The 24,321-nt window shown below is 59.1% G+C and carries 30 protein-coding genes and 3 pseudogenes; 23 read left to right on the top strand and 10 right to left on the bottom strand.

Going from position 1 to position 24,321, the window contains the following annotated elements; all coding sequences use genetic code 11:
• Positions 1-95 precede the first annotated feature (95 nt).
• Positions 96-806, top strand: a complete 711-nt coding sequence (locus tag Hhyl2_RS21350) for a helix-turn-helix domain-containing protein (RefSeq protein ID WP_483552802.1) — start codon at positions 96-98, stop codon at positions 804-806.
• An 8-nt stretch (positions 807-814) separates the two neighbouring features.
• Here the strand turns inward: Hhyl2_RS21350 and Hhyl2_RS21345 are convergent, their stop codons facing one another.
• Positions 815-1,234 carry an EamA family transporter gene (locus tag Hhyl2_RS21345; RefSeq protein ID WP_483552801.1) on the bottom strand — a complete coding sequence of 140 codons (420 nt, stop codon included), beginning with the start codon at positions 1,232-1,234 and terminating at the stop codon, positions 815-817.
• A 272-nt stretch (positions 1,235-1,506) separates the two neighbouring features.
• Between Hhyl2_RS21345 and Hhyl2_RS21340 the strand changes: the two genes are divergently transcribed.
• The 7 genes from Hhyl2_RS21340 to Hhyl2_RS21310 all read left to right on the top strand — a co-directional run bounded on the left by Hhyl2_RS21340 (position 1,507) and on the right by Hhyl2_RS21310 (position 7,509).
• A complete protein-coding gene (locus tag Hhyl2_RS21340; RefSeq protein WP_483552800.1) occupies positions 1,507-2,463 on the top strand; it encodes a glycine betaine ABC transporter substrate-binding protein in 957 nt (318 codons plus the stop codon).
• A 4-nt stretch (positions 2,464-2,467) separates the two neighbouring features.
• A complete protein-coding gene (locus Hhyl2_RS21335; protein ID WP_483552799.1) occupies positions 2,468-3,205 on the top strand; it encodes an ABC transporter permease in 738 nt (245 codons plus the stop codon).
• Positions 3,202-4,206: an ABC transporter ATP-binding protein gene (locus Hhyl2_RS21330; protein WP_483552798.1), complete on the top strand. Its 1,005-nt coding sequence runs from the start codon at positions 3,202-3,204 to the stop codon at positions 4,204-4,206. The genes Hhyl2_RS21335 and Hhyl2_RS21330 overlap by 4 nt, the downstream gene beginning before the upstream one ends.
• Entirely contained in the window at positions 4,206-4,871 is a 666-nt protein-coding gene (locus Hhyl2_RS21325; RefSeq protein ID WP_483552797.1) for an ABC transporter permease, read from the top strand. The genes Hhyl2_RS21330 and Hhyl2_RS21325 overlap by 1 nt, the downstream gene beginning before the upstream one ends.
• Positions 4,868-5,971: a zinc-binding dehydrogenase gene (locus tag Hhyl2_RS21320; protein ID WP_483552796.1), complete on the top strand. Its 1,104-nt coding sequence runs from the start codon at positions 4,868-4,870 to the stop codon at positions 5,969-5,971. Before Hhyl2_RS21325 ends, Hhyl2_RS21320 begins: the two co-directional genes overlap by 4 nt.
• Complete coding sequence (locus tag Hhyl2_RS21315; protein ID WP_483552795.1) at positions 5,968-6,417, top strand: universal stress protein; 450 nt, start codon at positions 5,968-5,970, stop codon at positions 6,415-6,417. Before Hhyl2_RS21320 ends, Hhyl2_RS21315 begins: the two co-directional genes overlap by 4 nt.
• 117 nt (positions 6,418-6,534) lie before the next feature.
• Positions 6,535-7,509 (top strand): aldo/keto reductase, encoded by a 975-nt coding sequence (locus tag Hhyl2_RS21310; RefSeq protein ID WP_483552794.1) that lies wholly within the window; start codon positions 6,535-6,537, stop codon positions 7,507-7,509.
• A gap of 205 nt (positions 7,510-7,714) precedes the next feature.
• Here the strand turns inward: Hhyl2_RS21310 and Hhyl2_RS21305 are convergent, their stop codons facing one another.
• Complete coding sequence (locus Hhyl2_RS21305; protein WP_483552793.1) at positions 7,715-8,185, bottom strand: DUF6141 family protein; 471 nt, start codon at positions 8,183-8,185, stop codon at positions 7,715-7,717.
• Positions 8,186-8,426: 241 nt separating this feature from the next.
• On the opposite strand from Hhyl2_RS21305, the gene Hhyl2_RS21300 reads away from it, so the two are divergent.
• Positions 8,427-8,828, top strand: a complete 402-nt coding sequence (locus Hhyl2_RS21300; protein ID WP_483552792.1) for a hypothetical protein — start codon at positions 8,427-8,429, stop codon at positions 8,826-8,828.
• 39 nt (positions 8,829-8,867) lie between these two features.
• Here Hhyl2_RS21300 and Hhyl2_RS21295 read toward each other — a convergent pair.
• Positions 8,868-9,274: pseudogene (locus tag Hhyl2_RS21295) on the bottom strand (hypothetical protein); the annotation flags it as partial.
• Positions 9,275-9,323: 49 nt separating this feature from the next.
• A complete protein-coding gene (locus tag Hhyl2_RS21290) occupies positions 9,324-10,688 on the bottom strand; it encodes a restriction endonuclease (protein WP_483552791.1) in 1,365 nt (454 codons plus the stop codon).
• Positions 10,689-10,804: 116 nt separating this feature from the next.
• Between Hhyl2_RS21290 and Hhyl2_RS21285 the strand changes: the two genes are divergently transcribed.
• The 9 genes from Hhyl2_RS21285 (at position 10,805) to Hhyl2_RS21245 (ending at position 15,746) form a co-directional block, all read left to right on the top strand.
• Positions 10,805-11,164: a DUF8105 family protein gene (locus Hhyl2_RS21285; protein ID WP_483552790.1), complete on the top strand. Its 360-nt coding sequence runs from the start codon at positions 10,805-10,807 to the stop codon at positions 11,162-11,164.
• 97 nt (positions 11,165-11,261) lie between these two features.
• Positions 11,262-11,606, top strand: coding sequence for a winged helix-turn-helix domain-containing protein (locus Hhyl2_RS21280; RefSeq protein WP_483552789.1), 345 nt, complete (start codon positions 11,262-11,264; stop codon positions 11,604-11,606).
• A 187-nt stretch (positions 11,607-11,793) separates the two neighbouring features.
• Positions 11,794-11,988, top strand: a complete 195-nt coding sequence (locus Hhyl2_RS21275; RefSeq protein ID WP_483552788.1) for a hypothetical protein — start codon at positions 11,794-11,796, stop codon at positions 11,986-11,988.
• Positions 11,989-12,055: 67 nt separating this feature from the next.
• Entirely contained in the window at positions 12,056-13,006 is a 951-nt protein-coding gene (locus tag Hhyl2_RS21270; RefSeq protein ID WP_483552787.1) for a MarR family transcriptional regulator, read from the top strand.
• Positions 13,003-13,872, top strand: coding sequence for a hypothetical protein (locus tag Hhyl2_RS21265; protein WP_483552786.1), 870 nt, complete (start codon positions 13,003-13,005; stop codon positions 13,870-13,872). The genes Hhyl2_RS21270 and Hhyl2_RS21265 overlap by 4 nt, the downstream gene beginning before the upstream one ends.
• A 165-nt stretch (positions 13,873-14,037) precedes the next feature.
• Positions 14,038-14,604, top strand: a complete 567-nt coding sequence (locus Hhyl2_RS21260; RefSeq protein ID WP_483551636.1) for an IS630 family transposase — start codon at positions 14,038-14,040, stop codon at positions 14,602-14,604.
• Positions 14,605-14,638: 34 nt separating this feature from the next.
• On the top strand, positions 14,639-15,106 hold the full coding sequence (locus Hhyl2_RS21255; RefSeq protein WP_483551635.1) for an IS630 family transposase: 468 nt from the start codon (positions 14,639-14,641) through the stop codon (positions 15,104-15,106).
• A gap of 51 nt (positions 15,107-15,157) precedes the next feature.
• The gene (locus tag Hhyl2_RS21250) at positions 15,158-15,292 is read left to right on the top strand and encodes a hypothetical protein (protein ID WP_284010489.1); all 135 of its coding nucleotides are present in this window, start codon (positions 15,158-15,160) and stop codon (positions 15,290-15,292) included.
• A gap of 1 nt (position 15,293) precedes the next feature.
• Complete coding sequence (locus Hhyl2_RS21245; protein WP_483552785.1) at positions 15,294-15,746, top strand: hypothetical protein; 453 nt, start codon at positions 15,294-15,296, stop codon at positions 15,744-15,746.
• A gap of 34 nt (positions 15,747-15,780) precedes the next feature.
• Here Hhyl2_RS21245 and Hhyl2_RS21240 read toward each other — a convergent pair whose 3' ends face one another.
• Entirely contained in the window at positions 15,781-16,434 is a 654-nt protein-coding gene (locus Hhyl2_RS21240) for a type IV pilin domain-containing protein (protein WP_483552784.1), read from the bottom strand.
• 606 nt (positions 16,435-17,040) lie between these two features.
• On the opposite strand from Hhyl2_RS21240, the gene Hhyl2_RS21235 reads away from it, so the two are divergent.
• From Hhyl2_RS21235 to Hhyl2_RS21215, 5 genes and pseudogenes are all read left to right on the top strand, one after another.
• The gene (locus Hhyl2_RS21235) at positions 17,041-17,706 is read left to right on the top strand and encodes an RNA polymerase subunit sigma-70 (protein ID WP_483552783.1); all 666 of its coding nucleotides are present in this window, start codon (positions 17,041-17,043) and stop codon (positions 17,704-17,706) included.
• Positions 17,707-18,296: 590 nt separating this feature from the next.
• Entirely contained in the window at positions 18,297-18,635 is a 339-nt protein-coding gene (locus Hhyl2_RS21230) for a toxin-antitoxin system TumE family protein (protein ID WP_483552782.1), read from the top strand.
• A 21-nt stretch (positions 18,636-18,656) separates the two neighbouring features.
• On the top strand, positions 18,657-19,106 hold the full coding sequence (locus Hhyl2_RS21225) for an HVO_A0114 family putative DNA-binding protein (RefSeq protein ID WP_483552781.1): 450 nt from the start codon (positions 18,657-18,659) through the stop codon (positions 19,104-19,106).
• Between the two features lie 1,318 nt (positions 19,107-20,424).
• Positions 20,425-21,306: pseudogene (locus Hhyl2_RS21220) on the top strand (IS1595 family transposase).
• 136 nt (positions 21,307-21,442) lie between these two features.
• Positions 21,443-22,366 (top strand): helix-turn-helix transcriptional regulator, encoded by a 924-nt coding sequence (locus Hhyl2_RS21215; RefSeq protein WP_483552780.1) that lies wholly within the window; start codon positions 21,443-21,445, stop codon positions 22,364-22,366.
• A gap of 37 nt (positions 22,367-22,403) precedes the next feature.
• Here Hhyl2_RS21215 and Hhyl2_RS21210 read toward each other — a convergent pair whose 3' ends face one another.
• From Hhyl2_RS21210 to Hhyl2_RS21190, 5 genes and pseudogenes are all read right to left on the bottom strand, one after another.
• Positions 22,404-22,838: a PIN domain-containing protein gene (locus Hhyl2_RS21210; protein WP_483552779.1), complete on the bottom strand. Its 435-nt coding sequence runs from the start codon at positions 22,836-22,838 to the stop codon at positions 22,404-22,406.
• Positions 22,839-23,090: an AbrB/MazE/SpoVT family DNA-binding domain-containing protein gene (locus Hhyl2_RS21205; RefSeq protein WP_483552778.1), complete on the bottom strand. Its 252-nt coding sequence runs from the start codon at positions 23,088-23,090 to the stop codon at positions 22,839-22,841.
• Positions 23,091-23,147: 57 nt separating this feature from the next.
• Positions 23,148-23,348, bottom strand: a pseudogene (locus Hhyl2_RS21200) (hypothetical protein); the annotation flags it as partial.
• Between the two features lie 33 nt (positions 23,349-23,381).
• Entirely contained in the window at positions 23,382-23,633 is a 252-nt protein-coding gene (locus Hhyl2_RS21195; protein ID WP_483552777.1) for a hypothetical protein, read from the bottom strand.
• 395 nt (positions 23,634-24,028) lie between these two features.
• On the bottom strand, positions 24,029-24,295 hold the full coding sequence (locus Hhyl2_RS21190; RefSeq protein ID WP_483552776.1) for a MarR family transcriptional regulator: 267 nt from the start codon (positions 24,293-24,295) through the stop codon (positions 24,029-24,031).
• Between the last annotated feature and the right edge of the window lie 26 nt (positions 24,296-24,321).

Raw genomic sequence — 24,321 nt, 5'->3', positions numbered from 1 at the left:
TGTCGGACATAGTCGTGCTATCATAACCCCACGTTGTATCGGCACCTCGGTGATCTGTCCAGAACACTCTATAGCATTCGCGTGAGAGTGGGGGTATGCTGATCGTGAAGATACGAGTGCGGTACGAAGACGACTGGACGGCGGAACTGTCCACGTACGACGTGTTCGCGAAGTTCGTCGCCACCACGTTCCACTACCGGGAGTACCTCGGATTGGTCGCCATCGTCGTTGACGACGACGAGTTCGATGAGGTCGTGGACGTCATCAGATCACACGATTACACCACTGCTGTCGAGGTGACCGAGCGGTACAGCGCTCCTGAACCGGGACGGACCGCGGCAACGCTCGTCGTCCGTGGGGAGTATCTGGAGTATACCCCCCTACAGATCCTGCTCCACGAGGGGTATTTCCCACACGGCGGGTTCGGCGAACTCACTGACGGGTATATGGAATACGATATCCTCATGGAGGATCGCGAGGAGCTCTCCGATACGGTCGCGCTGCTCGAACACTTCGGGTCCGTCCAGATAGAGCACATCTCAGCCGACTTCCAGCGCCGCATCACGCCCAGCACGAGCGAGTGGAGCGAATTGTTTCATTCGTTGCCCGATCGGCAACGCCACATTCTGAGCGTCGCTCACGAAGAGGGGTATTTCAGACAACCGAGAGAGATCACGCACCAAGAACTGGCCGACGAGATCGGCATCGCCAAGACAACTGTCTCGCACCACCTCCGGCAGGCAGAGGAGTCGATCATGTCGTTCCTGGTCCCATATCTCGCTCTCGCACAGACAGGCGACGAATAACGTCCGCTCTAGAGTGCGATGAACATGACAGCAAGGGCGGCGAGCCCGAGACCGACTGCATCCGTCGTTCCGAGTGTATTTCCGAGTACGACGATATCGAGTAGTGCTGCCACTACGAAGTAGAGTGCAGCAATGGTCGTGACTGCAGTTGTATCACCGAACTGGAGTCCACGATAGTACGTCAGTGTTCCGACGCCCATGATCGCACCGGTCGCCAGGGCGAACCCGAATGCGCTTCCGACGGGGGGCATCTCGATAGGTTCCGGCCTGAACAGTAGATAGCCCGAAAAGAGGACGGCACCGGTCGAATACGTAATGAGTGCGACGACCTCTGGTGCGAGCGTCCGCGTCGCCAGCTCTGCACCGATTGCCCAGAGAGCGTACGCGAACATCGCGACGAGTGCAAACAGGAGTCCTGAACTAGCCATCTCGTAGTGATCACCAGATTAGCGGTCCGTAACGCGTCGCATAGACGTTTGGGTGAACATAGTCACTGACAGTTTACCCCTGTTGTAGTCCGGTGCTATAGTTGATCGGCAACTGACATCCTCTCCCTCGAAATGGTGCGCCTATCGGGACCAGAACGGCTTAGCAACCCGCCGGTCAAAAAGCTATGCAGGCTAACCAATCTAACCTACATAATAAATGGGCTGCTATGTTCAAGCGAAACACTACCACACAGAACGCTGCTTCTCCACCTATGCCACGGAATGAGACTCGGCGATCCTTCCTCGCAAGAGGTGGCGCGACGGCAGCGACCATCGCAACGACGTCACTGGCCGGCTGTGGAATGCTTGGGGGCGGTGGCGGCACCGTCAAGGTGAGTTCCAAGCGGTTCACCGAGCAGAAGATTCTCGGCTACATGGCGTACCACGCGCTCAAGGAGAACACCGATCTCAAGCTCGTCGACGAGACTGGACTTGGCGGATCGACACAGAACTTCCAGGCAGTCAAGAACGGCGAGGTCGATATGTACTGGGAGTACACCGGTACTGCGTGGTACACGGTGCCACCCCAGCACGACGAGCCCGTCGGGAACCCGAAGGAACTGTACCAGAAGGTGAAATCGGAGTTCGAATCTGAACACGGACTCACGTACTTGGAACGAGCGCCGCTGAACAACACGTTCGTCCTGATGGCGAATCCCGACTGGTCCGAAAAGACTGGCGTCGAGACACTGTCGGATCTGGCGGCGTACATCAACGACGGGAACACTGATATCGACATCGTTCTCACGACGGAGTACATCGACCGACCCGACGGCTGGAAGGGGACGGCCGAACACTACGGCTTCGGCGACAAGCTCGACGCACTCTCGGACTCGGTACAGGAGACCGGTATCGGACTGAGCTACCAGATCGTCGGCAAGGGGGAAGCCGACGTCGGGCTCGGCTACAACACCAACCCGCAGATCGTCAAGTGGGACCTGCAGGTCCTCGAAGACGACAAACAGTTCTTCCCGATCTACAACCCGGCACCGCTCATCAACGGCGATACCTACGAGAGCCACGGCGAGGCGATGGCACAACCGCTCAACGAGATCGGCCCCAAACTCGACACCGAGACGATGCGTGGGCTGAACAAGGCCGTCTCGGTAGACGGGAAGAAAGCAGAAGATGTCGCGACGAACTTCCTCTCTTCGGAGGGAATCATCTAACGTCATGTCTGGAGTGATCGTACAGACCGGGAGCCTCACGCCTATACTACTGGCCGGGCTGGGCAGTTATCTGGAGTTCGCACAGTCGTACGGGGGTGATCTGCTCAAGCTGGTCGTCGAACACATCCAGATTACGGCGTACACGATCGTGATCGCCGTTCCACTGGGAGTCGCTGTCGGGACGCTTATCACCCAGTACGAGCAGGCGGCCGAACCGATCCTCTGGCTCGCCAGTATCATGCAGACGGTCCCGAGTGTCGCGCTCTTTGGCATCCTGATCCCGTTCCTCGGCATCGGGACGCCACCGGTGGTACTCGCCCTGGTGTTGTACTCGCAGTTGCCGGTCATCAGGAACACGTACATCGGGATCACCGAGGTTGACGAGGCGGCCGTCGAGGCCAGTGAAGGCCTCGGAATGACCACCTGGGAGCGACTCCGTCGCGTCCAGTTACCGATGGCACTGCCTGTCATCATGGCTGGTGTCCGCAACGCCGTCGTCATCCTCATCGGCATCGCCGCGATCGGCGCGTTCATCGGGGCCGGTGGCCTCGGAGACTTCCTCTTTCAGGGGATCCGCAAGCGTAACGTCGAGATGATCGTCGTGACGACGATCCTGCTGTCCGCGCTCGCCTTGGCATTCGACTACGTGTTCGGGGTGGGCGAGCAACTGCTGCGCGTGCGCAACGGTGAAGAGATCGACCCGGCGGGACTGACCCGCCTCCTACAGAAGGTGATGACATGATCGAATTCGACAACGTAACCAAGGAGTATCCGGACGGGACAGTCGCGATCGACGACGTCTCTTTCACCGTCGAACGGGGGACGACGACGGTCCTCGTGGGGCCCTCCGGCTGTGGCAAGACGACGACGATGAAACTGGTTAATCGGCTGGAAGACCCGACTTCCGGGTGTGTCCGGTTCGATGGCACCGACGTCCAGGACCTCGACAAGATCGACCTGCGCCGGGACATCGGGTACGTGATCCAGGAGATCGGGCTCTTCGACCACATGACTGTCCGAGACAACGTCGCAACAGTCCCGGAACTGAAAGGCTGGGACACAGACAGGATCGACGACCGGGTCGACGAACTCCTCGAGTTGATGGACCTACCGCCTGCGACGTACCGTGACCAGTATCCCACCGAACTCTCGGGTGGGCAGCGACAGCGGATCGGCGTCGCCCGTGCACTGGCGGCCGATCCGGACGTGATGTTGATGGACGAGCCGTTCGGTGCGCTCGATCCGATCACCCGGGAGGATCTCCAGAACGAGTTCCTCGACATCCAGTCAGAACTTGACGTAACCATCCTCTTTGTCACCCACAGCATCGACGAGGCGCTGAAGATGGGGGACAAGATCGCTATCTACGACGTCGGAGAGGTGGTCCAGTACGACACGCCCGCGGAGATCCTCCGCTCGCCGGCTAACGAGTTCGTCGAGGACTTCATCGGCGCCGATCGGGCCCTCAAACAGCTCCAGGTACGCCAGGTCGGCGACCTGATGGAGGGGTCCAAACCCGATGGAGCCAGCCTCCGGTCGGATGGCCGTGTCGATCTCCCGTCGACGAACGGCGCCGGCGTCCAGCCCCTCTCCCCGTCGTCGTCGATGCAGGTCGCCCTCTCGCGGATGATTCAGCACGACGTCGACGTGATGCCGGTCGGCGACAGCGGTACAGTCGAGGGCTGGATCTCCCGTGACGCGATCCAGCGCGAGACGCGTGTCGAGACGGAGGTGCGGTCCTGATGGGACTGCTCATCGATTCGATCCAGTACCTGTTCGACAACAGCGGCGAGTTCCTGACACTCCTCCAGGAACACCTATTCATGGTGGTTATCGCGGAGGTCGGTGCGATTCTCGTCGCCGTCCCTCTCGCTATCGTCGCCGTCCAGTTCGACCGCACACGACGGCTCGTGATGGGATTCGGGAACGTCGCACAGACGATTCCGACACTCGGAGTCATCGCACTCGTCTACCCCATGCTCGGCATCGGGTTCGCACCAGCCGTCTTCGGCATCTGGCTCTACGCGTTGTTTCCCATCATCACGAACACAATCACCGGACTAGAAGACGTCGACGAGGAGACCGTCAGGGCTGCCGAAGGGATGGGAATGACCCAGCGGGAGATTCTTCGGAAGGTCCAACTGCCACTCGCGATTCCGGTCATCTTCGCGGGTATCAGGACCAGTTCGGTCCTCAACGTCGGGACAGCCTACCTCGCGTTCTTCATCGGCGGCGGCGGCCTCGGTGTCTGGGTCATCAGCGGGATCACCCAGTTCGACAACCCGCAGATCCTCGCCGGTGCGATCCCGGGAGCGCTGCTGGCGATCCTGGCAGACCGACTGTTCGCGGCGATAGAGACCCGACTCACGCAGACCGTCAGCGCAGACACAGGAGCGACCACCGCATGACAATGACGAACGGCAAAGTCGTATACGTACCAGAACCGGACGAGATCGAACTCCGAACGCACGAGGTCCCGGACCCCGAACACGGTGCCGTGGTAACGACTGTCGAGCGATCGAACGTCTGTGGCTCTGACCATCATATCGTCGAGGGTCGACTCGGTGATCCGTTCATGGATATGGTCCTCGGACACGAGGCCCTCTGTCGTATCGCAGAACTCGGTGACGGCGTCGAGACCGACTCGGCGGGTCGACCGGTCGAGACTGGAGACCTCATTGCACCGGTCTACTACCGAACGTGCCAGCGCTGTCACGCGTGCGCCCGTGGCGAGTACTACAACTGTGAGAACTCCTACAGCCACAAGACGAAACCGCTCGACGAGTTCCCGCACTTTCACGGGACTTACAGCACCCACTACTACATCCATCCCGACCAGCATTTCTACAAGATTCCCGAAGCACTCGAATCCAGCCCCGGCGTGGCTGCCGCGGCAAACTGTGCACTCTCACAGGTCATGTTCGGACTTGACCAGATCGGTGTCGAGTACGACGAATGGGTCGTCATTCAGGGTGCCGGCGGTCTCGGCCTGAACGCCACTGCGTACGCCCGTGAACAGGGCGCGAAGACGATCGTCGTCGAGGGACGACCGGAGCGTATCGAACGCGCACGGTCGTTCGGTGCCGACCACGTCGTCGACATGCGCGAGTACGATACTGTCGACGCCAGAATCGACCGGGTCCACGATCTGACCGACGGAGGGGCTGACGTCGGTGTCGAGGTGGCCGGTGTCCCGAGTGCGTTCACCGAGGGCGTGGAGCTTCTCCGGGAGGGCGGTCGGTACCTCGAACTCGGGAACATTAATCCCGGTTCGGAGACAGCCTTCGATCCCGGCCGTATCACCAGACGATCGATCGAAGTGACCGCACTCGTCCAGTACGATCCAGGGTATCTCGACCGCGCGCTCGAATTCCTCGCGCAGACGATCGAGGACTATCCCTACGACGAACTCGTCGATGCGGTCTACACGCTCGACGAAGTGGAAGAAGCACTCGACGAGGCAGCGAACGGTGATCTCTCCCGCCCCTCTATCGCACCACACCAATGACACTCGATACGATCCTCGTGGCGGTCGGACAGGACGACGCGCCACCTGGCGACCTCGTTGAGACGGTCGTCGAAGTCGCGGCACCGGCGGATGCGACCGTCGAACTCCTCCACGTATACTCCCGGTCGGAGTTCGAAACTGCTCGTGACGAACTCGATTACGAGGGGACACCGCCGTCGCCGAACGAGGTTGCCAAACGCTACCGCACGTCGAAAGATATCGCCGCCGAACTTGCCGACTCGGCGATCGAGACGAGCACGCACGGGGTCGTCGGCGACTACGCGGAGAAGATACTCTCGATGGCGGTAGATCTGGACGCCGACCGCATCGTCATCTGTGGGAGTGGCCGATCGCCGGCCGGGAAAGCGGTCTTCGGCAGCACAGCACAGTCGGTCCTGTTGAACAGCCCCTGTCCGGTCACGTACGTCGGACGCGAAGTGAGCTGAGGCGGACGTTCTCGATTTTTACCGTTCCGAGATGTAGTCATCTACCTGCCCTATTTATACTGACGACCATGTTCCAGTATAGACCCAATGTGAGTGTCGTGTGAGGTTGTAACTGTCATGGAATACACCACACTCGGAACGACGGGCGTCGAAGTCAGCCGCCTCTGCCTGGGGTGCATGGGCTTTGGATCGAGCGATTGGCGGGAGTGGGTTCTCGACGAGGACGAGAGCCGCGAAATACTCGACCGGGCCGTCGACCTGGGGATTAATTTCTTCGACACGGCCAACATGTATTCGCGGGGTGAATCCGAGCGTATCCTCGGTGAGGCGCTGGCAGGCCACCGTGAGAAGAGTGTCGTCTCGACGAAATGCTACTACGAGATGGACGGGGACAACCCCCAGTCACAGGGACTGTCGCGAAAGACGATAGAACAGGAATTATCGGCGAGTCTGGATCGACTCGGGATGGAGACGGTCGATCTCTTTTTTGCTCACCGGTGGGACGAGAACACGCCGATCGATGTTACACTCAGCGCGCTCGACGATGCCGTCCGACGCGGTGACACCCGCTATCTCGGTGCGTCGTCGATGTGGACCTACCAGTTCGCGGAGGCTCTCCGAGTGAGTGGACGGGACGGGTACGAGCGGTTCGACGTGATGCAGAACCACTACAACCTGCTCTACCGCGAAGAAGAACGGGAGATGCTCCCGTACTGTGAGCGTCGGGACGTCGCAGTCATGACCTACAGTCCGCTGGCACGCGGGAACCTTGCTGTCCCGTTCGACGAGTACGAGACGACTGACCGCGGTGCAACTGACGACTGGGCCCACCAGTATCCATACCGCGATGGCGGGGGCGAGACGATCATCAGACGTGTCGAGGAACTCGCCGACGAGAAGGACGCGACGATGGCACAGATCTCGCTGGCCTGGTTGTTCTCGAAGAACCCTGTGACGACGCCGATCATCGGCGTCGACTCGATACGTCACCTCGAACAGGCTGTCGAAGCGCTCGAAATTGACATCTCGGACAGTGACGTCGAGTGGCTCGAGGAACCGTACGAACCGCTCCCGGTTGCTGGCCACTCGTAATAACAGCCCGAATCTGCCACATGAGAGAGAGCTGAGACACGGAGGCTCTCGCTTCGGGCGAGTTACTCGGTCACGATCTGTCGCCCTTCGCAGGGACACGAATCTCTGTCTGACCAGTGTCCGGTGCATCTATTACTAGAAACTGGGTCTCAGCGGGGAAGGCCCAGTATCTATTGATAGATTCTTTCAGCGTTTCGAAGCTGACTCAGGGTTGGTCATCCCCGCGAAGGGCTGGGGATGTCTTCTCAATGGCCCTGACGAACTCCTCCGGGCGTTGGGAGCCAATCATCATCGTACGTCCATCCGTCCGCTCGATCCAGACGCCACGATTCCCGCTGACGTTGTATGCGATCTTCCCAGGAACCCACCGAATGCCCCAGCCACCGAACTCACCGATCGGGCTGTACTCTGTCGACTCATATGACTCGATTTCCGCCCACGAAATTTGACGGAACGACCGGTGTAGCGGCCACATCTCGATATAGATGCCGTCGGCTCTCACTTCGGTCTGGAGACGGAGACTGTAGATCAGGCCAGCGGCCAGGATGAGGATTACGAGGCCGGCCCAGGAAATTGGGCCTAATACGAGCAGCAACAAAGCCGCGCCCCCGAGCAACGCCCAGAGCCACGGCTGGCGAAATCGCTGTACCTCCTGAAAGACTGGCTCTTGCTCCATACGTACGTTGTACTGACGGTGCGCTACTGAGTAATTGTTTCTCCGGACAGGGTGGTTCGGTTGAGCCAACTACACGCTGCGCATACCCTGTCCTGTCATCATATAGCACACCGCCGATACTCTGAATGCAAGTGCTGTGCGATATACTCCTGGAACCAACTATGTCGTTCCGCAAACGGTTCTGGTACCCCGCATTTGTGGTGCCATCGGTTCCCTGGCTCTCCAAGTGGAGGTAACTAAGATGGGACTCTTCGATACGGTCAGACTGCACGACGATGTCCATCTCCCCGAGTACCCGGATGGAGTCGCGCCTGCCGAGACGATCGACTGGCAGACGAAGGGGATTGCTCGACCCAGCATGACGACCTTCCAAATCACAGCTGATGGGCGACTGCTCGAAGAGGAGTGGCACGCCGAGTCAGTCCCCCCAGACGATCGCCCCTTTGCCAGTCGAGATGATATCGAACCCGGCGATTTCCGCTATCTCGTCGGTGCCAGAAAGCGAGTCCACGAGGGGTGGACAGAACGCGATGCGTTCCATGGGCGATTCGTCATCTCGCACTTACCCGACGAGATGGAGTCACTGCTGAAGTATCGAGTAACGTTCACGCATGGGCGGCTTGAGGGCTTCGAGCGCGTGTAATTGGGGCTAGTTACGCATCGCTGGGCGATATCTGGCTGTCTAGACCGGCCAGGTGGGAATCGAGGGCGTGCCAGTCTCCCAGCGAATCGCCTTTAGCGCCGCTGGAAGTTGCTGCAGACGGGTATTGAGACGGAGGGTGGGTGCGCGTCGAGAAACGTCGCGTCATGCCGGTTGACGCGCGTGTCTTCGTAATTGAGTTGGATATGACAGGGCCCGAGCTCCGGATGGTCAGCGTTCTGGTGGAAACCGAGCATCAGGTTCCGGTTCGGTTCGATCCAATTGATACGGTAGTATTCGTGGTCGACGCCGGCGGGATACCAGAAGCGAATCTCCAGTCGTGCGGTCGTCGCGTCGTACGAGTTACCCAGGAATGTTGTCTGATCGACATCCTCGATGACGTACCGGGGCCGGCGTCGAGACGGGCGATAGCGCACGTCCTCACACCCAGCCCCTGTCCTAACAGCTGCGCCTACAACAAGTGGAGGTTGCATCAGGCTAGATGATCCCGCCGATAACGAGGAGGCCGAACACGAGCAGCAGCGTCGCGACCACGCTACCGCTGGCTAGCCATTTGTTCTCCATGGCCTTCTCGTGGAGTGGCATGGCGGCGTACTCCTTGCGGAACGCCTCGAGGTTCTGTTCGTCGTAGAAGTACTTCGTCTTCAGCGCGAACCGTTCGGTCACCGCACAGCCCGTACAGATCGGCTCCCCTTCGAGCCGTTCGGTCTTGCTGTGGCTGTCGCAGGCGATCGCCCCGCAGTTCGGACAGTACGTGTACGTCTCGTCGACGCCCCTCGTGTCACAGTGGACGCACTGATGGATGCCGTCCTCTTCAGTCACTCTGGACGGGCCCGCGGCGTAGTACTCATAGGAATAGGTGTACTCTTCGAGGTCGGTTGTCTGTCGAACCTCGGGGAGGTACACCGGTTCGATCGACTGGACGGAGATGTCCGAGCGATTCGGTTCGCAGGTCTTCTCGTACGTGACGTTGTTATCGCCGGTGTAGGTCACCGTCGTCGTGTGATAGTCCTGGAGCCGGTCGACGGCCCACTCCTTGTACTCCGTCTGGGTCTGGCCGAACCGGCGTTCCTCGACGTCGTCGAATGTCGCCCCGAACTGGTCGACATCAAGATCAACCGTCGCATGGAGGTTCTCGGTGACCAGTGTTGCGACGGTGTCGTCGGCGACCTGTGGGTGCCCACGTTCGGCGTGGACGACGAACCCCGTGCGGTCGTCGATTCGGTGGATGACGCCGACGGATGTCTCGAAGACGGCGTCGGTATCGGCGGTGATCGCAACTACTGGGCGGAAGGTCACCTGCGAGTGAGGCCTCGGAATATCCGTAGCCTCGATGTTCTCGATGTCGCGAAACGCCTCCTGAACCGGTGCGTCGACATCTGTGGCCGGGTCGTACGGTCGCAGGGTCTCGTCACAGAGGATCTCGATGCGGCCGTTGTAGAGGTCCAGCCCGATCTCGTCGGCGATCTCCCGAAGGTCCTCTCCGTCAAGCAACTCGATGGGATATGGATCGTCGTTCCGCCGGAGTCGGTCTGCGTACTCTTCGGCAGGGCTCGTGAACCGGCCGGTCGTCACCACCATCCCTCGCTTCGGACCATCGAAGTCGAACGTCGCGATAGCCGAGTGCAGCTTCTGGACGACCGGGCGGCCGACAGTTCCCGTGTGTTTGCACTCGACGACGATCGCCCGCCGTGTACCGTCGACGACCTCTTCCATCAGGACGTCTCGGCCCTCGTCGGCTGTCCGCTCTGCCTGCCGGACGTTCTCGTAGCCGAGGTTGCGGAACACGTCTTCCATCAAGTCCTCGAACTCGAATCCTGAGAGGTCGTCCAGTACAGCCATCCGAATGTAATTGGACTGTATTTTGCAACACCCAAATACGTTACCGCGCCCAGCGACAAATCCGTGTGAGATCGCCTTGTGGCAACACTACTTTCATCAGATGGGGGTGCCATAGGATGACAATGGACTGCCCTGCTTGTGGCACCCCAGTTACCCTTGAGATTGGGCCAGAGCGGCCGATTTCAATGTCTCTCCCCGACGCGATTCTTGGGGCGGAGGAAGACGAGTGCATCGAGATTACAACGGACTGCTGGAACTGCGGGTGGCATGAAACACGGGAGCTTCGAGTCGAATCGATCGATACAACCGCTGGCGACGTGGCTGATATCGAGCGAGCCTCACTCGTTGACGAGATAATCAATGAAATCGCGGGAATCGAAGACTTGGCGACACTTGAAGATGTGCTCGCTGAGATTCGCCAGCACCACGGCTCTGGAGGACCAGCCAACGATACGAACGATAGTTCCAGGGAGTAACACTGGATTGACTCTACTGTCAAATAGGTTTAACACCAAGTGAGAGAGTAGTATCAATCACAGAGGTACGCAGGGACCCGTCCTGCACATCGGATTCATGACAGAAACAGAAAACCACCGCGCTCATAACAGCGATTCGCTCCGGGAAGAACACCCATCAGGGTGGCTCGTGCTCACAAAAAACGAGAGTGCGTCGAAGATTATCGATGCGCTGCTGGATCTCCCGCCCCACCGAGAGGTCAACCAGTCCGAACTCGCCGAGGAGGCAGAGGTTAGCCGGCAGTCTGTCAATCGGCATTTAGACCTTCTCCTCGAAATCGATATTATTGAACCAGTTAGCAACACCCGGCCACAGCGGTATCGATTCAATCCTGAGAGTGACGTCAGTCAGGCGATCATCCAGCTCGACGCTGCGATGAACGCGGCTGGCCCTGAAGCCTGAGCCTCTACTTCACAGAAATTCAAGGCGGATGCCACGGGGCTTGACCCCGAGGTTGTTGACCTATGCCGGTCTCTCTAAGGGGTTGCTCACATCCGTCACTACCCACTAGCCAGCTATTGCTGACGTCAATTTTTCGCACCCTTAGGGGGTGAGGGGCGCTCCACAGAGAGCGTTCCGTTCCAGAACGATGTCCGATGACGACTCTCCAGCCCGTGTTGCACAGCAGCCGGACCCCGAGGCGATCGTCAAGTTCGGCGACGTCGACGCGGAGTTCCGCCAGTTCGTCGCCGAAACGCTCGACATATCCGAGTCTCTCAGTACCGAGCTACTCGGCGGGGACGATCCAGTCCTGGTCGTTGAGGAGGTCGGTCAAGATCGCTGATTACCCACTGTTCGTAAAACAAAATCCAAAAGCATATTTATATGTCTTGGGATTCAAATATACATACATGATTTCGAGGGCTGGCCTCAGCATTGTCGACGCGCTCAGTACTGGCCAGCAAGCGACGCCAGCCGAACTCGCAACAGAGACCGAGTACTCGCAGGCCCATATCTACGATGTCCTAGATGCACTGGTGGCTGCGGGATTGCTCTCTGAATCACGTGGCAATAAAAACCAACGGCAAGTGCAGGTTACGGATCACCCGGTCATCGAAACGTACCGCACCCTACGTACAAAACTGAGCCACGTCGACTGGATTGAGCTTCTGTCACCTGCCGCACTCCGGGTGTGTTGGTATCTCGACGAACCACGGCGTGTCACCGACATCGCAGACCGGCTGTCGATCACCCGCCAGGGTGTTCATAACGCCCTCTCACCGCTTAAGAATCGAGCAATGCTATCACCGTCAGGACCGGACTATGCATTACATGATGACCTTTCACCCTTACTGGCGTTCGCTCGTGCAGTGGTGATTCACGAGCACCGTTCTCGGGTACGGGCGGTTGCACCGAGTGCGACCGTCGAGTGGTGTGACCCAAAGCGCGCACTTGTCCGGGTCCAGACAGGTGCGGATACGGATGCACTACACAACTCCAGTGAGTGGCAACTGACTGGACTTGCTCAATTTGAAGCGTACGGGCTGCAGTTTTTCCTCGCTGGCGAACCCGCGTTCTGGTATGCCCCTGACGAGGAGCTCACACCTGCTGAGGTGGTCTGCCACACACTCGTCCTCGACAGTGGGTCCCGTCGTGTCAGCTATGCGATGCTCTTGATCGAGAAGGTAGATATCGACCGAGAGAAACTCGCTTCGACTGCGAGATGGTACGAGCTGGAGCGTGAAATTACTGCGATGTATCGACCACTGCAAGGTGAGTTCAATATCTCAGAGGAAGTTCCGGTTGCCCTTCCAAGTGAAACAGAATTTACGGCGCTCAAAGAGCAGTATGGAGTCTCATGACTGTGTTCACAGGCGGTGAGGCCATTGAGGCGTTTCTTGAGGAATTCGACGGTTGGCTCTCAGAATCGGTTACCGTGTATCTCCTCGGCGGCTCTGCGATGACCGTCCGTGGACTGAAAGACCAGACGGAGGATATCGATCTTGCCCTGGGTGTGGTCTCCGAGTTTGAACATGTATATGAAGCGCTCAAGATACAGGGATTCGTAGTTGTTGACGAGCCAACCGAGTCGTTCGAGGGTGTCGGAAAAACCATCGAATTACATCACGAAGAGCGCGGCTTCCAGATCGACCTGTTCGAACAGCAAGTCGTCGGGAAAGTGTGGATTACGGAGCGGGTACGCGATCGTGCCGAAGTGTTCTGGTCTGGCGATCACGCGACGGCGTTGGTCCTCTCGGATGAGGATATGTTCTTGCTGAAAGCAGTCTCCGGTGGGGACTTGGCAAGCGGTCGTCGACGCGATATTGAAGATATGCGAACGTACGCTCAGCGCGGCATCGACTACGAAGTGGTCCTGACTGAAATCGATCAGCAGCGACCGTTCAATACCGGTCAGACTGAAGCCCAACACATCCGTAACCGCTCTCACCCGCTATTCACCATCGAGATGGCGGTGACATCACTTTCAGGGCTTCCGGATACATTCACGTCTCAGATCGAAGCTTTTGCGACGGAATTCGAAGTTGAGTATACCATCTTGGGAGCTGTCGACGATGGGCTAACCGATATCAAGTCGATCCGGGAGCGCGTTGTCACCAATGTACGGGCGCTTTCAGCCGACCAAGGAGATGCTGTTGACGAGGCAATCGACCGACTAACTGTCAAGCAGATTCTCGAATTCGATGGGGACACAGTTCGACTCCGGTAACAAACTCTCCGCCTGAATTGTTTTCTCTTGTCCGGCAAAGACTACGCCAAGGACGTCGACGGCGTCGTCCCCGTGGTCAATCCCGACGCCCACGAGCAGTTGCAGAAAACCGAACGCTGAGTGATCAGCGCAACGGATGAATACTCAGATAGCGTATTCTCTGTGATGGACGGATCACGTCGGTTTGAAGTCGTTGAGCACTTGTCGAACGCGGAGCTGGACCAAGCGATCGATGACGCCCAGAAGGCGGACGAGACGCATCTCGTCCGGCGACTCTGCTTCGTGAAGAACCTCTATGAAGGCAAGACCCAACAGCAGGCTGGAGCAGCTGTCGGCGTCTCTCAGCCGACGAGTAGTCGCTGGGCACGCGCGTGGAATCATAACGGGATCGAGGGGCTACGCCCACGCTTCGGCGGCGGTCGGCCGCCGAAGCTCACCCCGGCACAGTGGGACGAGTTCTGCGCAGTCCTTGAACAGGGCCAACCGTGGACGCCACGCGAGATTCACGCACTCATCGAACACCGCTACGGCGTTACCTACCACCCGACCCATCTCGCCCGAAAACTGCGGGCCTCGGGCATGCACTACGCCAAACCACGGCCGATGGACCCCCGCAGTCCCGACGATGCAGAGGCGATTCTCGCCGAGCGCCTGTCCGAGGCGCTCGGCGAGGACACAGACAAAGACGAAAAGGAGGACGAAGACCCTGTCGTGCTGGGATTTTTTCGATGAGGCGTGGCCACAGCCGTTCGAGAACTCTCAGCGGATGTGGTCGTACGACCGCACCGTCCAGATAGAGAAACCGTTAGTAACGGTGCCGTGGCGGTCGATTGGCTTCTATGCGTTGACTGGCCGGAGCGTGATCACGTACAAAGAGCGGTTAATCAAGGAAACGATCGTTGAGGCGCTTGAAGAGATCCGCGAGCAGAATCCGCGGGGTCGGATTCTGCTCGTGGCCGATAACTACGGCTCGCACCACGCGAAGCTCACGCAGAAACGGGCCGACGAACTCGGCATCGAGTTCGTCTTCATCCCGCCGTACTCACCGACGCTGAACGCGATCGAACCGCTGTGGAAAGACCTCAAGCGCGAGATTTCACCAACCATCTTCGAGGGGAAAGACCACTTCAGAGAGTTCGTCACCGAGACGTTCCTTCGGCTGAGTCACAAGCTTAGCTTCGCTGTTGACTGGATCGAGACGTTTCTTCCCAACAATATTCAGAGGTTACAGTGATCACTCAGCGTTCGGTTTTCTGCACCCCCGGAGGGTGAGGGGTTTCCCGATATGAGCACTGAGCACCAAGCCGTCGACGAACAGCCGCCAGAACACACCACCGACGACGTCGACATCGACGCCGAACACCAGGAGGCACAGGCAACCGGCGAGGTCTTCGAGGGCCAGCAGCGGGGAGGGCGGTAAGATGGTCTGTCCGGACTGCGAGCGTCCGTACCCATCGTCGTCGACGGCGTGCGTCGGCAAGCGCTACCAGATCGGCGGAGCGAGCTACGATCCGATCCCGTGGGGCGAGGAAGCACAGTTCCGAACCTACGAGGAGCAGGTCACCACACTCGAAACGGAGGTCCTCTCCGGAGGCCGGGGCCGTCTCTCGAAAGCCGACGTCCGCCAAGAACTCGAGTACTTCGTCGCGACGACCGACCCCGAGACCTGGAACAACCGCTCCTGTCCCGCCTGTGGCGTCGAGCAAGGCGAGACCCATCATCATCTCTGTGACTACGAGGAGTGTCCCGCCTGCGGCGGACAGCCCCTGATCTGTCCCTGTGAGATCGACATCGAGGTCCCTGATCGCGAGCAGGTCCAGGCCGACGCCAGCAACGAGGGACGCCTGGCCAAGATCTTGGGGCAGCTGGGGTAGCTGACGCCTTTGCCCGACTCAAGACTGATGCTGATCAGGTGCGGGTATCGTCGGTATCCTGATCGGGATCGGCCAGGTATCGCACCCGCTTCAGAGACACGTCGTCAACGTATGCTGTGCCTGGCCCCGAGCCGTAATAGACCCACACTTCTGCCGATTTGACTGGTTGATCGTCGTCGAAATCGGAGATGACACACCGATCACGGTATTCAGTCCAGTCCACCTGGTAGGTCGCTTTTTCGATCGGCGTGACTCCTGACGGATCCGGAACATCGTAATACTGAATCCCGATATAGACGGACCCGTCGGGGTCGGTTACCTTCGATCGAGCACACATTCGATACGGCGTTCCGGACTGGATACTGGACGTGATATTTTGTCCCACGAAGCCGGGTGTACCGTCGATTTTGAGCGCGTACGAACCGCTGTAGGGCTCTTGGGTGGTAATCGTGTCACTACTGGCAGTCAGATCGGTATTGAATCCGTCCTCCCAGGCACCATCGTAGCCGTCTTCGAAGCCGCCATTTCTGGTGAGTTCACTCCCAACTGGAATGGGTTTCTCGTTCGTGTCGATCGAATCGTACGTGAGCACGACAAGCGCCCCGCTGATTGTCGCGACGAGGACCACAGCTATCGCGACCATCAAAACGTTTCCAATGACTGGTGAGACACCACGATCAGTGTCCATTACGCTGGGATTGGTGAGCACGGTGATAATAGCAACGAGAGAGTGCCAGGCTGGCGAGGTCCGGCTATGTGCCTCTAACAATTTATGACACAGAGTCCCCTGAGCGTGCGGTGTAGCCTGCTGCCAGATGGGGGGCGGGCCCCAATCGGACGGTACCCCATCGCACTGGCGTCCAGGGACCGCCGCCCAGATCGTACCACTGGAGAGTCTCGGAATACGCTTTGTGGCAGTCGTTTTTATGCAGAGATCCCAACCAGGCTCCTAGAATCGCCCGCCTGGCGTGGCTTTCTGCATCCCCGGCGGGTGAGGGACTATGCCAGAGGACACCTGCCCACGCGAGGGGTGCAACGCCGAAATCGTCGACAGCGAAATCGCCACGGTCGGGACGCTCGACCCGCGCGCTCGCGATCCATGAACCGAACCCGTCGTCACCTGCGCGGCGGGCCACCAGCGGGTCGTCTAGGCCCGCTGGTCCGTTCTCGGGGGAGGTTTCGATATCGTGAGCTGGAGCATTCGCTTTCCGGAGCGTCCCAGAGGTTGTCTCAGTACTCCCCAATAGTAAAATATTTTATTGTTGCACAAATATGTGCAACTATAGGGAAAGTGATGTTCGAGCCCTGCAATGAAAAAGCGCTCAAGACACTCCTGGCAATCGAGTCCGGTGACTCGATCTCGGGAGTCGCTCGTAAAATTGATGAGAACCGGGAGACGATTCGCCGTGTCGTCAATTCACTCGAAGAGGGGGGCTACGTGGAATATGACCAGGGGCTTTCCGTTGTCTTCCCAGCTGTCCGTGAGGCGGCACTCTCGTTCTTGGCGGCATCGGCAGCGGTGTCCCCACCGTCGATTCCCGAGGCGTACATCCTCCCGCACTTCGCTGGTCTGGACTTCGCATACACCTCGATTGATGCCGTCTACGTCTGGACGCGCGGGGGATATCAGGTCGCCCGCGAACCTGCGGACTATCCGCTGTTCATCGCCGTCGATGAGTCTGATCTCGAGGAGTGGGAACGGTTCTTCGATCGATTCGGAATCCCAGTCGGACAGGAGCGTCAACTACCAGAGGAGATCGCCGGACCGATTCAGTACGTCTTGGAAGCTCGTGAGACAGTCGAGGCCGACTCCGTCGACGGTCGCCCAGTCATCTCGCTTGATGAGACGCTTTCGTTCGCGCGGGATCACTACGCGACGTTCCAGCCGGCGCTCGATATGCTTGACCGGATGTACGACGATGTCGAAACTACTGCTGACTATCGAAGGGATTCTTTCTGAAGATCACGCGTATCAGACGACTATATTGGCGTTGACAGTCGGTCGCTCTCAGGGTGGGGCAGACGGCCGGGTGAAGCGGCCCGGCTCTCCGATGGAAACCGGCGTGGGGCTGGCGAGCTGGCTGGGAGGCCGAGAGCAGAGCGTGTGTCGGCGTGGGACTGACAGGCGGGGCTGGATGGGGCCGATGGCTGGGTGTCGCCTGCTGGCTGCGCAGCCGCCGCTGGGCGGCTGTCTGTCTGTCGCTGGCGCCGGTTGGGTGGGTGTGGTCGGTGTAGGGGCGGGTGGGTGTCTCGGCTGGGGTGGTCTCGACGGGATCGGATCTGGTAGTACGAGGGACTCTCGTGGCACTGCTGGGTCTGCCGGGACTCCTGTGGATGGGACGATCCTCACTCCTGATGCTGGTGGGACTGCTGGGACTACTACAGGAGCCATGACCTCCAGGACGACAGTGACGCGGGAGTCGGCCCAGCACATCTTGAAAGCCCCACGCCGCTGGCAGTAGAGCAGCTGGTGTCGTATCGGGTCTGGCGCCACTATTGGTATGGAGACCAATAGAGTTATTCCATTGGCCTATAAACCAATGGTTGAGGATGGGCTCGCTGACCGATGATGACCTCGATGGCATAAGCAAGGGGCAGAAGTACCCTGACGGGACTGTCGTCCGGGTGTTCTGCATGCGGACTGACCGTGATGCGTACCCGTCTGGGTGGGCCTACAAGCTCCATTACGGTGCAACAGAGCCAGATCCGCCCCGTACGCTTGAGGACGGTACGATTCGTCGGTACGACAACTCGCACGAGGACACAAAAGGCCACGAACTCCACGTCGCACCCGAGACAGAACCAGAGATAATCGAATTCCCAGGAATGGTCGAACTCTGGGACCGATTCTGGAGCGAAATTCCGAAATCCGAAATCGAGGTCAAGTGAGGCCATTACCCCGTGATACCCATGAACGAATCAACGCCACCGCTGCATCCGATGGAACGCGAACAGCTTCGGGCTGCGTCGACGCTCGTCGTGACAGTCAACTCGTCCGACGAGTTCCACGACGACGTTACCGAGGACGTCGAGTCGCTGGAACACGGTGATTCAGTGGACGCAACGCCGACGCTGTCGTTCACCAGCTACGACGACCTCATGGAGACGCTGACACCGCGTGTCCTCGAGCTCATTGAGGCTATTCGCCGGGAAGAGCCATCCAGCATCAATGAGACTGCGCGAGTTGTGGATCGGGACGTAAAGAATGTACACGAGGAACTTAGTCGACTTGCGCAGCTAGGAATCATCTTCTTCGAGGAAGACGGACAGAGCAAGCGCCCGGTCGTCTGGTTCGACGAACTCGTCATCAATCTCCCGTTTGATCCCGAATCAGGCGATACAGCGGCCGCAGCGCCATAGGAGTACGACTGGGGCTTGATACGACGGTTGCAGCAGCGCTCACCAAGCACACTCTGTCTCGCAGCGAGGAGGTGGAAGAGGCTGGCCGAATAGGAACCGCCGTGGGGCTGGCAGCCGAGTACAGAGGCCGAGAGAAGGGCGTGTGTCGGCGTGGGACTGACGGGCCGGGCTGGGAAGGCGGCTGGCTGGGTGTGGCCTGCTGGCCGCGCAGCCGCCGCTGGGCGGCTGTCTGTCTGTCGCCGGCGGCGGTAGGATGATCGAGGCCGGTGTAGGGATGATCGGGAACGACGGAGAGTGTGATCCAGGCGGGACCGGGACTGCTGGCACGAGGAACGCTCGTGGCACTGCTGGGTCTGTCGGGACGACTGCTGGGGACGGGACAGCTCTCACTCCTGGTGCTGGTGGGACTGTCGGGACTACTGCAGTGGTCAGGTCCTCCAGGACGACGTCGACGAGGGAGTCGGGCCAGCACTCCTTGAAAGCCCCACGCCGCTGGCGGTCGCTCAGCGACATATCGCGCAAACCGCGCGCGATAGGGGTCGCTGACCCGACCACAGCAAGCGCCAGCGGCGTGCCCCTTTCAGTCCCACCCGACCGCAACAGCAGAGCACAGCGGAGACGGCGCGCGCGTTTCTCGCGCACGGTTCTGAACGAGGAACCCGCTTGGCCTGCGCTCCCTCGCCGGAACGAGCACGTCGCGGCGGAGAGTCTTGCTTACGACGGCAGGCCGCCGATCCGCCGGCGGCTGACCGGAGTCAGCCTTGGCGGCATCGTCGCCCTGCCGCCGACGCTGGCGACTCTCTGTTGCTCCTCCGTTCGCGGGCATGTGGCGCTCTCTCAGCACCGCCCGAGCGCCATTCCGGGCTTTCGGCATCCGGCACTCGCTTGGCCGCGCGGGATGTTCGCTCAACCGCAACCGCACGGGATATCCCCCGCCCGCCGGGATGTCAACCACGCGCCGATCATTTATATCCTATTCGAGACGAAACGAATAGGATGATTAGAAACAGAAAATGTCGCTCGAATCTCAGTCATCTCTGTATTCTTTGATTTTCTCTTGACCGTACTTGTCTTCTGGATAGGGCTCTCGATTCTCATCTATCACGACGAAATCTCTCGAATGCGGCTGTAGGAAGCCACTCCATTGGTTGAGTGGATAGTAAGCGATTACCGTCCAAGGATTCGTCTGGGTGATTACCTGATATTGGAGTTGAGGGTCCTCTACCTCTGAACCTGGGTGGTCGAGAACGTCTGTCGCTCTTATGCAAAGCTGCGGAAAGACCGTATTGTTACACTGAGCCGACGCTAATGTGGTGATATGGCTTCTGCTCAGCCAGCGTTCGGTGGGATGTTTCGACAGCTGATTGAGCTGGGCGTCGTCGAGGTTGATACGGAGCCGCTCGATGCCCGCATGGAGCGGCGACTCAAGGAATTTTGGGAGAACACGTCTTGTCCACGGTGCGGTCACCAGAGCATCGTGACGTGGGAGAGTATCGACCGAATCTGGTGCCGTGACTGCAATTTCAAGCCGGTTTTCACCTACGGAACGCCGTTCCACGAGAAGCACCTCACCGCTGGAGAGGTGCTTCTCGCGTTCACGCTGTACGCCGATACGTTGCTCAGTATCAACCAGATCGCGCCGTTGCTCAGTCGGGCCTACAAAACCGTTCACACGGCGATTCGGGAGGTGGAAGTCGCGATCCATCGCGGCTTCCCCGTCGTCTGGAAGCTACTCGATCAGACAATCGATGGACCGACGCAAGTCGACGAATCTGGCGAGGTCGCCACGGTGATCAGCTGACGCTCGTCGCGGCGTGCCGCGACTCGCTTCGCGTGATCCGTGGCCAGCTCGGCATCGACTTCAGCGGCGATCTTGAACCGGTGATTCAGGAGGCTGAAGACCTCTCCCAGCCGCTGGGAGAGGTCTGGACCGACGGACTCCAAGCAGATGGACTTTGACCACCGAACGGTCGTCCACAAAGAGCGATATGTTTCGCCTGAGGGCGTCCATATTAACCAGGCTGAGTGCCTGTTTTCGCTCGTCCAGCCATGGTTGCGGAAGTTTCGCGGCCTGTCCAAGCAGGGCTTGGAGCAGGCCGCTCACACCTTCGGTATCGTTCGGTCACTCAACCTAGCGGGTGAATCCGCCGAGTCAATCGTTGATTGTCTCGTTATCGGGGCTTTCCGCAATTCTACATAAGAGCGTCTCGTGTTAACCAACACGGCCCACGAATCCATAGTTTTGTTGGTTAAGACGATGGAGACGACTCTCGTGCCTGCTGACTGTAACACTACTCGAAACTTCTTTATATGCAAGTTTCGTACTATGTTACACCGTGCTTCGGCGCATCGAACTCGAGGTCCTCGCTACGGTCGACCGCGGCGACACGATCTCCGAGCTCGCGGCGAAGCTCGACCACAGCGAGAGTTACCTCTCTCGTGCCGTCGCCGACCTCGTCGAAAAGGGGCTCGTCTACACGGAACGCGACGGCCGCCGAAAACGAGTCGTCCCATCGGATGCTCGTGCCGTCGAACTCTACCAGGACCTCGTTCGCCAGCATTCCCACAGCGAGTTCTCCGAGCTGCTGACCGGCAAGGCACTCGAGGTGCTGTACTACCTCGACCAGCCGCGAACCGTCTCTGAGATCGCCGACCGGAGCGAAAACTACCGCAACACGGTCAACCGCGTCCTCAAGCGGTTTCGCGACCGGGGTTTCGTCGGGACGGTCGACGGCCACTACGAGTTCAACGCCGACTTTGACCGCCTCCACGAGTTCGCCCGTGAACTCGTACGCCATCTGCATCGCCAGCGCCTCGAATCCGTTGCCCCGAAGGGCACGATTCTCTGGGAGGACTACGACGAATTTCTCGCCCAGGCCGAAGCGGAGATCGACGCGGAGGCGTTCCACGAAACCGGCCTCGCTCGATTCGCCGCCTTCGACCTCCAGTTCCCACTCACCGGCCACCGCTACTACGTCTACTCCGAGGAGCTCGACGCAGTCTCGCCGGCGGAGCTCTGCTGTCACACCCTCTTGATCGACGACGGCAGCCGTCACCGCTCGTACTGTCTCCTCCTGCTCAACCACGTCGATGTCGACGAGGAAGATCTCCGAGAGCAGGCGGCGACGTATGGCCTCGAAGCCGAGATCGACGCCTTGCTGCGCTACCTCGAGATGCACGGCGAGGTCGATGACGACCGGCTCCCGGAATGGGACGAGTTCCAGGAGTTGGCGGCTGACTACAAGATGCGACTATCCTGAGACCGATCATGGTCACCAGCCGTGTCGTCTGCCAGCGTCAGTTCGGATCGTAGGGATTCGTTGCTGTCTCGAGCCGATAGACGTCCTCGACAGCGTCAAAATCGTCGTCAAACGCATACAGGTAGCCGAGCCCCTCGGTTTGCATATACGCGATAATGCAGGCGTCGACGAAGGAGAGCGGTTCGTGTTGGCGAAAGAGGGCCTTCCCTGTCGCGAGGGCGTCGGTGGTGAGTGAGTCAATGTGGAAGCGGGCGTTTTCTTCGATGCGATCAAGGAGATCGACGGCTGCGTCGTGGCCGGCGTGGGTCGTGAGACCGTTGAGCGTTTCCGCGAGCACGTAGTCGAGGACGACTGCCTCCGGGAGCGCTCCATTGTCGATGCCCTGGAGCACGGGAAGCGCGGTATCGTGGGATCCATCTCGCCGGTATGCGGCGGCAAAGAGGACTGTCGTATCGATGAGTGCACGAGGCATTTACTCGACATCGACGCCCCAGGCGTCATGATCGCTCGTGACATCGGTCGACTCCTCACCAGCGTAGCCGTCAAAATCGGCGAACGTGCCCGTTTGCTGTTGGATCACGTGGACCCGAATACTCCCATCGTCTTCGAGATGCCAACGGAGCTGATCACCATCGTCGATATTGAGTTCCCGCCGAATCCGAGCAGGAATATTTGCTTGGTTTCCAGACACCTTGCTTTCGGCGTCAATTCTGTCGCTGCTCATACTTCCCGATATGTGGCCGGCCGTGAAAAGCCTAGTGTGCCGCCACACTACCCAGTATCAGAAGAGTGATTCCGACAGAGAAGATGGTAATATACTCTGGGGTCGTGGGAGCCGGCCGTCTGGTCGGGGAACAGGGCCTCGTTTGATCTCGTGATCGACGCGAGGCAGGTGCTTGCAGCCGCCTTCGGGTGAACGCTGCTGCCAGTCGGGGCAGGTACACGACTCGTCGATGACGTCGACTTCGTCGGGCACACCTGAGACACCATCGGTCTGACGACCCTGTTGGATTGCTCATGCCGTCGCGACGACAGTCTGGTACTCGCTTTGCGGGGGTGTTGGGCGTAGCGTCAATTCAGCAGACACAAGCTCCTGAAGTATCGTCGGCGGCACGCCTTCATCGTCTCGCAAGATGACATCCAACGTCCAGCGTTCGTACTGACTCTCCGATGGTTCGAGGACGTCGACGTCGAGCGTCGAATCACATTCACGCACCGCCCGTGCGGCCTGGTGGACGCGATCGCGCTCGTCGACAGTACAACTCATCCGTCGATCACGGCGTGTCTCCCGGTCAGTCGCGCCCGGATTGAGGGCCTGTTCGTTACTGAAGGTATTCTGCTGGACCGATGGCGGAAGTTCGTGTTCCAGTGTCGGTCTGTCGCGTGTGTTCTTCCCGAGAACGCTGCACGATGGTCGTACCGCGAACGGCGTGGCACTATGTTGTGAGCAACCCTCTGTTGTATATGAAGTCTGTCACCTATCATTTTCCGAATGTTGTTGCATTTCACACTGCTCGGTGGGGAGACGACACGCTGTGTGCGTATAGTATCGTCTCAGCTACCGGTGGATTCCGATATCAACTATTGAGCTTCAACATGTATAAAACTATTGTCTTGCTACAATATCACAGATGTACGAATCGGCTGAAAACGATCGCTGCGCTACTGCTCAGTGTCGTCGGGAGTCGTGGGATCGAGTCGACGACGCCCGCGATCAGTGAGCCACCAGGCTCTGGCGTTACCGATCTTATCGGACTCGACCAGTTGGTCGGCTTCGAGTCGGTTCAAGCGGTTGGTCACTGCCTGTTGGCTGATACCGGCCATCTCGGCGATCTCTGTCGTGCCAAGTGCCGGTTTGTAGGCCATATGCATCGATCTGAGAAGCTCCTCGTCGGAAACGAGTGGGTCCGGGCCAGGTCGGTCGGGCATATCCGTCGAATTGTTGTCTAGACACA

It is taken from the genome of Haloarcula sp. H-hyl2 (assembly GCF_056934385.1).
This window is presented reverse-complemented; position numbering and strand designations above follow the sequence as displayed.